This is a genomic window from Moraxella sp. (genome assembly GCF_030525845.1).
Classification (GTDB): Bacteria; Pseudomonadota; Gammaproteobacteria; order Pseudomonadales; family Moraxellaceae; genus Moraxella.
Genome location: NZ_JAUNDY010000018.1, coordinates 24,033 through 35,691 on the forward strand (window position 1 = coordinate 24,033; position 11,659 = coordinate 35,691).

10 protein-coding genes are annotated in these 11,659 nt (G+C 45.5%); 2 read left to right on the forward strand and 8 right to left on the reverse strand.

Annotated features, from left to right (window positions below; genetic code table 11):
• Positions 1-16: 16 nt before the first annotated feature.
• From Q4B79_RS07280 to tolQ, 7 genes are all read right to left on the reverse strand, one after another.
• Complete coding sequence (locus Q4B79_RS07280; RefSeq protein WP_303085764.1) at positions 17-934, reverse strand: transaldolase family protein; 918 nt, start codon at positions 932-934, stop codon at positions 17-19.
• Positions 935-1,195: 261 nt separating this feature from the next.
• The gene (locus Q4B79_RS07285) at positions 1,196-2,044 is read right to left on the reverse strand and encodes an ABC transporter substrate-binding protein (RefSeq protein WP_303085765.1); all 849 of its coding nucleotides are present in this window, start codon (positions 2,042-2,044) and stop codon (positions 1,196-1,198) included.
• Positions 2,045-2,274: 230 nt separating this feature from the next.
• Positions 2,275-2,517 carry a hypothetical protein gene (locus tag Q4B79_RS07290; protein ID WP_303085766.1) on the reverse strand — a complete coding sequence of 81 codons (243 nt, stop codon included), beginning with the start codon at positions 2,515-2,517 and terminating at the stop codon, positions 2,275-2,277.
• Positions 2,517-3,821 carry a TolB family protein gene (locus Q4B79_RS07295; protein WP_303085767.1) on the reverse strand — a complete coding sequence of 435 codons (1,305 nt, stop codon included), beginning with the start codon at positions 3,819-3,821 and terminating at the stop codon, positions 2,517-2,519. Before Q4B79_RS07295 ends, Q4B79_RS07290 begins: the two co-directional genes overlap by 1 nt.
• A gap of 44 nt (positions 3,822-3,865) precedes the next feature.
• The gene (locus tag Q4B79_RS07300; protein ID WP_303085768.1) at positions 3,866-4,798 is read right to left on the reverse strand and encodes a cell envelope integrity protein TolA; all 933 of its coding nucleotides are present in this window, start codon (positions 4,796-4,798) and stop codon (positions 3,866-3,868) included.
• 8 nt (positions 4,799-4,806) lie between these two features.
• A complete protein-coding gene (tolR, locus tag Q4B79_RS07305; RefSeq protein WP_303085769.1) occupies positions 4,807-5,265 on the reverse strand; it encodes a protein TolR in 459 nt (152 codons plus the stop codon).
• Positions 5,266-5,274: 9 nt separating this feature from the next.
• Positions 5,275-5,961: a protein TolQ gene (gene tolQ, locus Q4B79_RS07310; RefSeq protein WP_303085770.1), complete on the reverse strand. Its 687-nt coding sequence runs from the start codon at positions 5,959-5,961 to the stop codon at positions 5,275-5,277.
• 158 nt (positions 5,962-6,119) lie between these two features.
• On the opposite strand from tolQ, the gene hrpA reads away from it, so the two are divergent.
• Together hrpA and Q4B79_RS07320 are read left to right on the forward strand one after the other, a co-directional pair.
• Positions 6,120-10,310: an ATP-dependent RNA helicase HrpA gene (gene hrpA, locus Q4B79_RS07315; RefSeq protein ID WP_303085771.1), complete on the forward strand. Its 4,191-nt coding sequence runs from the start codon at positions 6,120-6,122 to the stop codon at positions 10,308-10,310.
• A gap of 6 nt (positions 10,311-10,316) precedes the next feature.
• Positions 10,317-11,030, forward strand: coding sequence for an alpha/beta fold hydrolase (locus Q4B79_RS07320; RefSeq protein WP_303085772.1), 714 nt, complete (start codon positions 10,317-10,319; stop codon positions 11,028-11,030).
• On the opposite strand, the gene Q4B79_RS07325 is transcribed toward Q4B79_RS07320, so the two are convergent.
• On the reverse strand, positions 11,010-11,659 hold a 650-nt coding region (locus Q4B79_RS07325; protein WP_303085773.1), incomplete at its 5' end, for a GTPase. The genes Q4B79_RS07320 and Q4B79_RS07325 overlap by 21 nt on opposite strands.

The window sequence follows — 11,659 nt, forward strand, 5'->3', positions numbered from 1 at the left end:
GAGTTTTGAGGTTTGTTTAGCCAAATAGTTGCTTTGTGAGATTTGCTCTTGCTTCAATAAATCCATCAATGCCTTTTAGGAGTAGTTCATTGACAGGAGAGTTATTTTGGGCTTGGGTAAAGCTCTTTTCATCAAGTGGGGTGGGGCGTTCTAGTAGAGTGTTTGTGGGTAATAGTTGGCGAGTTACTTCATCGCTCATTTGTGATAGTTCATCGAGTAGGGTAGGCGAGATGGTTAATAAATCACAACCTGCTAGGGCGAGAATCTGGGCGGTGGAGCGAAAACTTGCCCCCATGATTTCGGTAAGATAACCGTTGGATTTATAAAAATGATAAATCTGCTTAACCGAATTTACACCCAAATCATCATCAACATCAATCACTTGGCGGTTTTCGTGTGTCTTTTGCCAATCGGTCAGTCGCCCCACAAATGGCGAGATGAGTTTTACGCCAGCATCAGCACAGCCGTGAGCTTGGGTTTGGGTAAATAGCAAGGTAAGATTGCAGTGAATGCCTTGTTTTTCAAGGATTTCAGCGGCTTTGATGCCTTGCCAAGTGGCAGCGATTTTGATGAGAATGCGAGAGGTGTCCACGCCTAATTTATCGTATAATTCGATAAATTCTAGGGCATTTTTTACGGTTTTGTCGGTATCAAATGAGTGTCGTGCATCGACTTCGGTGGAGACACGTCCATCTATGTGGGTTAAAATTTGTTTACCAAGCTCGGCAGTTAAGCGGTCTATGGTCTTATCAGGAGATAGCCCCAAGCTTTTGATTTGGCTGATAAGTTCATCATGCTCGCCAGAGAGTAGAGCGGTGGTAACGAGACTGGGGTTGGTGGTGGCGTCTTGTGGGCGTAGGCGTGCGATGGCGGTCAAGTCGCCTGTATCAGCAACGATGGTGGTGTATTTTGAGAGTTGGCTTAGTGCATTCATGGGTATGTCCTAGTTTAAATGTCCTAAGATAACACAGTTATCAATTTTTGGCAAAGTATATCTATGATGGCGAAATTTTAGTGCAGTGGTTGGGTTAAGATAAGCCAATAAATTCACGAAACCCCCCTGATAATTTATTGTATTATCAGTTGATTTGGTATGGGGGAGATGTGAGGTGGTTTTTGAGTTGAGAGAATGTATGAATTAACATACAGGCGTTAAAAAAGAGGGTAATATACCCTCTTTGTAAAGATGTGATGGTTATTGTACTTGACCCATCCATTTTTCTTGTAATTTTTGTAAGGTGCCATCATCATGTAGACTTTGCAAGCCTGTATTGAGTTTATCAAGTAGTTCGGCATTGTCTTTGCCTACAATAAACACCACATCATCATATTGAGGGTTATCAGCGTAAATGATGCGTAGTTTTTGCTCAGGGTATGCTCTGGCATAATACTCAAACGATGCGGACGTACCAATAGCAGCATCACTTGCATCGGTAATGACGTTTTTGATACGTAGCCATGAGGTGCTGACGTTTTGGTCGGCATCTAGGGTGTCTGTGCCTTGTAGTTCTTTTAGGGTTTTTTCTACTGAGCCTCCTTGTGTGTAGGCGACTTTTTTGCCTCTGACGTCACTAAATTTATCAATGCCAGAGCCTTCTTTGGTAGCAATTACAGTGGTTACCTTGTAGTAAGGGTTGGATACTAGCCATTTTTGTTTTCGCTCGTCTGTGGAGACAGCACCGCCCATCACAAGGTCGATGTGTTTTTTGTCCAGCCCCTCAAAAACGCCAGACCATGCTTGTGGCACAAGGTTAATTTCAAAGCCTTCACGCTTACCGATTTCTTGTAATAATTCCACATCAAAGCCGACCACTTGACCATTTTCTTCTCGGTTTACAAAGGGGGCATAACTGGGGTCAATGCCAACCGAGATGGTCTGTTCTGCTTTTTCTTGTGAGGGGGCTGGTGTGGATTCTGATGAAGCTTTTGTGGTGGTGGGTTCGGCGGGTTTTGGTGTCTCTTGGGCATTATCGCAAGCACTTAGCAGTAGAGCGGTTGTTATGACTGATAATGTCATGATTTTGGTGTGTCGTGAAAATAGCATAAAAACCTCTTTGCGTGATAAATAAAATATAAGGGTGTGGAGGGTTTTGTGGGGTTAATTAAGATGGTGTTTGGTTGTTAGCACAACCGATTTTATTATAGACACAAAGCGTGTATCTTAAAATTTACAAATAACCCACATCCGTTATACCATATAATTTTTTTGTTGCCAATCAGATGAGAAGAAGATCTGGAAAATATGGGTGATTTACTGTTTTTTGGGTAAGTATACTAAAACCAGTCTTCAAGTAAGAAAAACGGTGTTTTTTGGGGATTGGTGGGGATAGATGTGTCTTGTGGAGGGTTGTCTGTGGGGTTTTTTGCGGTGGAGGTAATGGGCAAGGGATTATCCACCAGTTGAATGTGTTGGCAGGCACTCATCATCAGCAATGTGGTGAGCAATAAAGCATGTAACGACAGAGAACGCACAGCTGCGATGACTGTGCGTTTTTTATCATTGGGTGCTATTGGCATTATTGAGTGCCACCACGAGACCATGTGGGCTCACGCACCGTACCTTGTGTGTCGATGGTAAAGGCTTGACCTGTTTTTAGTGAGCGAATGGTCATTTGCCCTCGACCGTTTTTATAAGAAGAATAAATAATGCGATTGCCATTGGGAGAGAAGCTGGCTGATTCATCAATGCCAGTGGTGTCAATCGTGCCAGCTCCTGTAACCACAAGGCTTCTGCCAGAGACATAAGCCATCTTTGTACCATCAGGGCTAAGACGTGGGTTGGCTCCTGCACCACCGATGGCGGTGGCTTGTCCTGTGTGCATGTTATAGCGGTAGAGTTTGGGGGTGCGTGTGCCGTTATCTGCCGTAAAGACGAATGAGCGTCCATCGGGCATATAGCTGGGCGAGTTTTCAGCACCTGCCATGGAGGTTAGGCGTTTGAGCTGTCCTGAGGCGATGTGTAGCTCGTAGATAGATGGGTCGTGGTTTTCGTGGCTACCAGAGAATAGGATACTGCTACCATCTGGCGAAAATGACGCACCTAAGTTATTGCCCCTAAATGGCGTGATGACTTGACTGCCACCACCGTTGGCACTTTGCAGATGAATGACTGGCAAGCCGTTGGGCTGTTGTACCGAATAAGCAAGGCGTGTGCCATCAGGCGACCATGTAGGAGAAAATATTGAACCTTGAATGCTAAATAAGGTGCGTACGTTTTGTCCGTCTGCGTCCATGACTTTTAGGGTGGAGACTTTATTACGTGGGTCGCCAGTTTCTTCTACATAAGCGATACGCCCTGTAAAATCGCCCGGTTCGCCTGTGATGATTTCATAAATCTTGTCGCTGACAACGTGGGCGGTATGGCGTAAGGCACTTTGGTTGTTGTCGCTGTATTTGGTTTGTCTGCCTTGCATGACACGCCCTGTGGCAACCTCAATTACCTCAAAGTAGATGGCGACTTTTCCACCTGTTACGTTTTGGGTTTGACCAACCACGACATAGTTAAAGCCTGAGGCTTGCCATGCTGATAGGTTTTGGCTAATTTGGGCGGAGGAATAGGCCTTTTGGGGGAGGTTTTGGGAGGTGGTTTTAAGCTCGGTGTGCTGTAAGTCGTTGGCGACCACAGTACTCACGGTTGGCTCGCCTGCAAAAGGGATAAAAGCGACTTGGTAAGGGTTTTTGATGCCATCAACGTCAATGACGAAGTTCAGCTCGTTATCGCCATCTGCACTACTTAGTGAACCATAGCCGACGGCAAAAGCAGGGCTTGTCAGAAGTAGGGCGGTAGCCAGACTTAGGTGTGAAATATTGGTAATTTTCATGGGGTATCCTATCTTGGAGTGCTGTTTTAACATGGTTGTGGTGGTTAGTTGATTCGAAAATCAAAATTTAGGTTGGTATAATTTGTGCCAACTACAGGCGTTAAGGGGCTGGCACGTCTGATGGTGTCTTCGAGTTGCCCTCGCAAATAATCATCACCTCCTGACACGCTAAGACTGGTAACGTTGCCGTAATTATCCACTTTTAGTCTTACCTTTAAGACCTTGTTTTCGCCAGTTTGTCGCCAATGTGATCGAATGTGGCGTTGTAAGGCGATGATGATGTCATTGCGATTATTGCTCTGAGAGCCAGCCCCACTGTCATTGCCACCACTGACAGCACCACCTCGTCCCACTGTGAGGGTGGTAGGTGTTGAATCTTTGGTGGTGCTTTGTCCATCGGATAGGGCTTTGCTTTCACGGCGGTTGGCACGCTCTGCTTCAGCAATGGCTTGGTCTCGGCGTTCACGAGCAACATCTAAGGCCTTGGTATTTTCACGAGCAATTTCATCATTGCTGCGTTCTCGGCTTTCAAGCTCCGCTACTTCTGCTTTACGTGCTTGCTCTGCCTCTTTCATGGCTTTGTTGTACATCTCGATTTCAGATAAAATTTCTTGGTCGAGGTTTTTGGCGTATTCTGCCATTTGGGCTTCGTAGGCACGTTCACGCTCTGCCAAATCATCATAATAGGCATCTAGCTTGGCACTGTGAGCAGAGGGTTTGGGGGGTGCTTGTTTGCTAGCGGTGGCGGATTGGGATTGATGGTCGGCAAATGCCTGTGCAATGGCGGCTTGTGCCCCTGCCAAATCATCTCCCGTAACAAGGCTGGCCTCTAATGACACAGCGGTCGGTAATGGCTTTTGGTGGGCGTAAGCAAAAAATACTCCCGCTACAATCAAGCCATGCACCAAGATACTACCCAATGCCGAAAAAGTGCCATTGGGTTTGTGAGTGCCAGCGTCAGTGTGATGATTTATCATGCCAATGTTTATTTGGATTTCTTGTTGGTGGTTTGGTTGCTAAGTAGCCCTACTTTGGTAACGCCAGCACCCTGCACCACTGCCATGACGTGCATGACTGCCTCGTAGGGATTGTCCTTGTCGGCGTTAATCATGACTTGTAGGTTACTGCCATTTTCGCCCATGTGTTTACTTGCCATGTCGCTAAGTAGCGTGGATAACTCTGATTCACTGACCGCTTGGTCGATGGCGTGTTCATGACTGACGAACAGCTCTCCTGTTTTGGTTAATGAAACAATGACAGGGGTCAGTTCGCTTTTGGCGATGTTACTGGTTTTTTCATTGGGTAGATTTACCTCCACGCCTGTGGTTAGCATGGGAGCGGTTACCATAAAAATAATGAGTAGCACAAGCATGACGTCAATGTAGGGGACGACGTTCATGTCGCTTTTTAGGGTCTTGGTGGGGCGTGCGTAGTTGTTTTGCATGGCAAGTCCCTAGATTTGACCTGTGCGTTGGCTGATGGTGTACTCATGAGCCAAGATGCCAGTTAATTCTTCACAAAACAAAGCACGACTCTCGTATAGAGCGTTTGCTTTGGCGGTAAAGTGGTTAAAGGCAAGACTGGCTGGAATGGCAGCAAATAAACCGATGGCGGTAGCGATGAGTGCTTCGGCAATACCAGGTGCGACAGTAGCAAGGCTGACACTATCGGCAGAGGATAGCCCAATAAAGGCGTTCATAATACCCCATACTGTGCCAAATAGTCCGATATAAGGCGATACAGAGGCGATACTGGCAAGCGTGGATAGACCTTGCTCTAAGATGGCTTGTTGCTTGCCGATGGCGACTTTAAATTTACGTTCCACGCTGTCTAATACCGCCGAACGTTCTGCACCTAATTTTTGGGATTTCAAAAATTCGCCATAACCCACAAAAAACACCTGTTCTAGACCCGTGCGTTCAGATTCGTTTGCCACAGAGGCGTATTGTTTGGCAAGGGTGTTGCCTGACCATAGCCATGCTTCAAATTCGCCATCAAATCGCTTGGCACTACCCAATTTACTAGCCAAATGAAAAATAATACCCCAGCCGACAAGAGACATCAGCAGTAGCAGACCCATTACCAGCTGAACCAACAGGCTAGCCTCTAAAATTAAGCCTAAAATATTTAATTCGTTCATTGTTTGGTGTTGTTTAAAATTTTGTCAAAAATGACCTATTATAATATGATTTTCAAAAAAACACCATGATGAGATGATGAGTGGCACAGAAAATGGGCTTGATAAATGGGAAAATTTCCCCATTTAGGGGGTTTGATTTTGATAAATATTGATAAAAAATGACCGATAATCTCACACTCGCCAAAGATCGCCACATTTTAAATCGCTTAGAAAGAGAATTGCAAGGCAATTTCCCTGCCGATGTTAAAGAAAAAAAACGAGCCGAATACACCAAAATTGCCGAGCGTTCCGCCCAAGCGGTGCAAAAAAGAGCCGACAGCGTGCCTGCCAATTTACCTGCCTTATTAAATGCCGATTTGCCCGTTACCGCTCGAGCCGATGAGATTGTGCGTGCCATACAAGCCCACCAAGTCATCATTGTTGCAGGCGAGACAGGCTCTGGTAAGACCACCCAGCTCCCCAAACTTGCCATGCTCGCAGGACGGGGCATCACAGGGCAAATCGGACACACTCAGCCACGTCGTCTGGCGGCGAGAAGTGTCGCCACAAGGATAGCCGATGAGCTTGGCGAAACGCTTGGGCAAACGGTGAGCTTTAAGGTGCGATTTAACGAGCAGGGCGGTCGTGATAGCCTTGTCAAGCTGATGACCGATGGGATTTTATTGGCGGAATTGGCAAGCGATAGATTTTTGACCCGTTATGATACGATTATCATTGACGAAGCTCACGAGCGTAGCCTAAACATTGATTTTATTTTGGGTTATTTAAAACGCCTACTTCCCAAACGAGATGATTTAAAGGTCATCATCACATCTGCTACCTTAGACACCGAGCGGTTTGCCGAGTATTTTAAACCTGCTGTCAAGGGCGATGTGCCGATTATCAATGTGGAAGGGCGTAGCTACCCTGTGGAGACTCGCTACCGTCCGCTCATTGATGAGATTGTCAAAAGCCATGATGATGATGCCTTTGATGAGATGGAAGACAAGCTCCCCAGAGCCTTGACCTCTGCGGTCAATGAGTGCTTTGATGACGCACGCACCAAAGGACACCCAAGCTCATCGGACATTTTGATTTTTGCCAGTACCGAAGCCGAAATCCGTGAAATACAGGAGATTTTGACCGCTTACGCACCGCCCCATACCCAAATTTTACCACTGTTTGCCCGCCAAAGTTTTGCCGAACAAGAGCGGATTTTTAAGCCCACAGGCGGTCGGCGGATTATCATTTCAACGAATGTGGCGGAGACCGCTCTTACCGTGCCAAACATTCGCTATGTCATTGATTTGGGTTTTGCACGAATTAGTCGTTATAATTACCGTTCACGCATTCAGCGTTTACCCATTGAAGCCATTAGTCAAGCGGCAGCCAATCAAAGGGCGGGGCGGTGTGGGCGGATTGGCGATGGTGTGTGCATACGACTGTACTCCAAAGAAGACTTTGATGCTCGCCCTAAATTTACCGAACCTGAGATTTTGCGTACCAATCTGGCTAGTGTGATTTTGCAAATGGAGAGTTTGGGGCTTGGCGATGTGGCACAGTTTGATTTTATCACACCGCCTGATTTACGCCTTGTCAATGATGGGCGAAAGCTCCTATACGAGCTGTCCGCCTTGTCCGACACGCCCACCAAGACCGCCTTTAAAAAATCCCTAAAAGCAAATAAAGCAGGGCAAAAGTCCAAGCCGTCAAACTTAACCGATATTGGCAAAAAAATGGCAAAAATGCCGATAGACCCACGCCTTGCTCGTATGCTGATTGCGGGGGCGGATTTTGCTTGCCTTGACAAAATGCTCATCATCGTCTCCGCCCTTGCTGTGCAAGATGTGCGTGAACGCCCTGCGGACAAACAAAGCCAAGCTGACCAAAAGCACGCTTTGTTCCGTAAGGACAATTCGGACTTTTTGTTTTATGTGGAATTGTTTGATGTGCTGTTTAACGCCCACGAAATGCACGGTGGGGAGAAACTCACAGGCAATGGGCGTAAGAATTTTGCCAAAAAGCATTATCTGTCTTTTCCTCGTATCAAAGAATGGCAAAAAACGCACGAACAACTCACGCAAATGATGAGCGATTTGGGTTATCAAATTTATGGGGAAAATGATAACAATCAAGAACTTATCCAAAATGACAAAGCAAATACCACGCAAAAAGGTCGCATTGGCTTAAAAGGTGGTAAAAAAGTGCTTGGTAAAAGTGCAATGCTTGCAAGTTTAAAGGACAAAAATGGCAATTTTGACAAAAGCAAACTCACCAAGTCCGCCCAAGATTATACCAGCATTCATCGGGCGTTATTGACTGCTTTATTATCCTTTGTCGCTCACAAAACTGACAACGTGGGCGAATATCTGATGACCAAAAACCAAAAGGCAAAGATTTTCCCTGCAAGCGTCCTGCACAAAAAAGGCACAGAGTGGCTGATGGCGTTTGAAGTGGTGGAAACTTCGCAGGTCTATATGCGGTGCCTTGCCAAGATTGAGCCACAGTGGATTTTGTCCGCCGCCAAGCCCTTATTAAAGTACCATTATTTTGAACCGCATTGGTCAAAAAAAGAAGGGCGGGTGCGTGCTTATGCTCAGATTAGCCTATTTGGGTTAATCATTGTACACAAACAGCTCGTTAATTATGAAACGGTGGATTTGGTGGCAAGCCGTGAAATTTTTATTATGGACGCACTCGTAGGCGATGGGCAAGAAGAACGCTATCCCAAAGCCTTGCCTTTTTTGACCCATAACCGCCAAAAAATCAAAGAGATAGGCGACACCGAAGACAAGTTACGCCGTAGAGATTTGCTGGTGGACGAAGAGCGACTGTATGAATTTTATGATGATAAAATTCCGCCCCACATTGCGTCCGCTAAGGCGTTTGAAGATTGGCTTGGCAAGGTGGGCGATGATGAGTTTTTAAAATTCAAAGACAGCGATGTGGTTAATGATGTCGTCAATGTTGGACAAGAATTTCCCAAGTTTTGGCAAGTCGGAGCGGTCAAATTCCCCTTGTCCTATGTCTTTGACCCAAGCTCCGATGACGATGGCGTATCGGTCAAGGTGGGGGCAGGGTCGCTCTCTCAGCTTGACAGCGTGGATTTATTGTGGGGCATTGCAGGGTGGCGATTTGAATTGGTGGCAAGCCTGTTAAAAACCTTGCCCAAAGACATTCGCAAAAAAATCGTCCCCATTCCTGACACCGCCAACGCCTTGATGGATAAGCTCGTGCAGGGCAATGGTGTGGGGCTTTTAGACCAGCTTTGTAGGGAGCTTCTTAGACTGGGTGTCAAGGCAAATGCCGATGACTTTAAGCCAAGCGAGATTGATACTTATTTACAGCCCTTAATTTGCGTGCTAGATGATAAGGGGCGAGTGATGGACAAGGGGCGAGACCTAGCCAAACTGCAAGCCAAATACCAAACGATGAGTCAAGTGCAAAAGGTAACAGAAGGCATTCACGAGAGCTTTCCTGAGCATTTTGACTTTATCAAAACCCGTCATCATAAGGGTATGGTAACGCAGGTGTTTTTTGCGTTAAGCCCTGATGAGACGGGCAAAGTGGCGGTGGTGGAATTTGGCGACTTACAAAAGGCACTTACCACCCACAAAGCAGGCGTGCTGTCGCTTGTCAAACTGACGCTTGGGGCAAAGCAAAAACAGCTGACAGGGCAAATTGACAAAGCCTTTAAGATGGCGTATGCTCCTTTGGGTGATTTGGAAAAATTAAAAAGCGTGCTTGTGGATGCGACCCTACAAGCGACTTTTGAAAAATACGCCAAGCCCTTTGTTGATACGAGCGTGCGTGAAAAGGTGGCGGGCTTTGTGCGTGATGATAAGATGGGTGAGTTACTTGACAAATTACCACTGAGTGCAGGCGAGTTTGAGACGGTTAGGGAGCTGATAAGCGGTCAGTTTTTGAGTGTGGGGCAAGAGATGTTAAAGGTGTTAAAGGACATTTACACCACTTGGCAAATCGTGCGTGGGCAACTGCTTATGCTTGACCGTGAGATTTTTGGCGAAAGCATTGACGACATTGAAGACCAGCTTGATGATTTGTGTTTGGGCGATTTTGTTTACCGAGTGCCTTATGACGCTTGGCGACAGTATCCCCGTTATTTGGGGGCGTTAAAGGTGCGTCTTGACCGTTTGCCTAACAATCTGGACAATGATTTGGATGGGGTGTACGCCCTTGATGAGCATATGGAAAGGCTAGCAAACCGCATTCACGACCCAAAAATTAGCGAGTATCGCTGGCTTGTCGAAGAATACCGTATCCAGCTTTTTGCTCAGCCGATGAAAACGATGGGTTCGGTGTCGGCGAAGAAATTAGAGAAGTTGTGGGGGAGTTTAAATACAAAATAAGGTGTTATGAAAAATTTGTTATTATTGTCAGGCATGGACGGTACTGGGATTTTGTTTCGTCCCTTGCTTGATGTATTAAATGCCAGTTATCGTATTGCCATTTATGATTTTAATGATTATCATCATAACAAGCACAATCAGGACTTAGCATATCAAGCCGATAAAATTGCCAAGTTTATTCATGATAATTTTGGACGTGAGCCTTTTGTGGTGGTGTTTGAATCTTATTCATCGCTGTTTGTGCCTTATTTATTAAAATATCCATTAGCAATTGAAAAGATTTATATCATCGGTGGGTTTTTAACATGTCCGTCTGTCTTGGCAAAAGTTGGGCTTTTTATCAATCCAACTTGGGCGAGATTTTTACCAAATAAATTATTAGGATTTTTATTATTTCGTCATTGGGCAAATGAGGAATTAATTGGCTTATTTCGTGAAGTGTTGGCAGTCATTAGTAGTCCTGCCATTTTACCCTTGTTTAAAAAGCGTCTATCCAATATCACTCATGCCAAAATCCCAAGCCATTTACCCAAATCATCAGTCCCTTGCGTATATGTATCGGCAAGGTGTGATGATTTGGTAAATAAAAAAGCAGGATTGGTATTTGGGACGATGTTTGAAAATATTGACTTTTTAATCATTGATGGCACGCACTTTTTATTACAAACCAATCCCAAATTTTTGGCAGAGACATTAAATTTAAAAACAAAACGGATTTAATTCGTCATTATTGTCATCATTGGGTTTGATATTTACTTTTTCAAACTCCTCCAATACAGGCAAAAGACTGTTTGCCTCATGTGGCGGTAGCACATCAAAGGCATTAAGATGATACCTGCCAAGCAATTCTTTTAATTTGTCTTTGGCAAGGCGAACCGTCAGCATTTCATGTCCAGTTTCATCAAATTCACTGTGAGTAATGACCCCAAGCTCATGCAAGGCGTTTTTTAATTGTCCTGCGTGATAGGGTAGGGTTAAGTGAAAATCTGACAAGCCCCCCACCAAAAGTTCCTGCACCGCTTGGGTTAGTTCATTGATACCCAAATTTGCATGAGCTGACACATAAACACGGTGGGGCGTGGTAGCGTCCTTATAATGAATGGTGGGCTTTTCTTTGGTTTTGTCGATTTTGTTGTGGACAAGCAAGACAGGGGCGGTTGCACCAATTTCATGAAGAACGCTATTAACTGCGTCAATCTGCTCGTGCATGTTGGGACTGCTACTGTCAATAATATGCAATAACAAATCCGCCTCCAAAGTCTCTTCCAGCGTGGCGTGAAAGCTCTCCACAAGTTCGTGCGGTAGATTTTGCACAAAGCCCACCGTATCCGCCAAAACCACCTTGCCCA

Coding starts and splice junctions, on each gene's coding strand:
- tolR (WP_303085769.1), bottom strand. CDS start 5,265: ATGCAAAACAACTACGCACGCCCCACCAAGACCCTAAAAAGCGACATG.
- tolQ (WP_303085770.1), bottom strand. CDS start 5,961: ATGAACGAATTAAATATTTTAGGCTTAATTTTAGAGGCTAGCCTGTTG.
- Q4B79_RS07295 (WP_303085767.1), bottom strand. CDS start 3,821: ATGAAAATTACCAATATTTCACACCTAAGTCTGGCTACCGCCCTACTT.
- hrpA (WP_303085771.1), top strand. CDS start 6,120: ATGACCGATAATCTCACACTCGCCAAAGATCGCCACATTTTAAATCGC.
- Q4B79_RS07285 (WP_303085765.1), bottom strand. CDS start 2,044: ATGCTATTTTCACGACACACCAAAATCATGACATTATCAGTCATAACA.
- Q4B79_RS07300 (WP_303085768.1), bottom strand. CDS start 4,798: ATGATAAATCATCACACTGACGCTGGCACTCACAAACCCAATGGCACT.
- Q4B79_RS07290 (WP_303085766.1), bottom strand. CDS start 2,517: ATGCCAATAGCACCCAATGATAAAAAACGCACAGTCATCGCAGCTGTG.
- Q4B79_RS07320 (WP_303085772.1), top strand. CDS start 10,317: ATGAAAAATTTGTTATTATTGTCAGGCATGGACGGTACTGGGATTTTG.
- Q4B79_RS07280 (WP_303085764.1), bottom strand. CDS start 934: ATGAATGCACTAAGCCAACTCTCAAAATACACCACCATCGTTGCTGAT.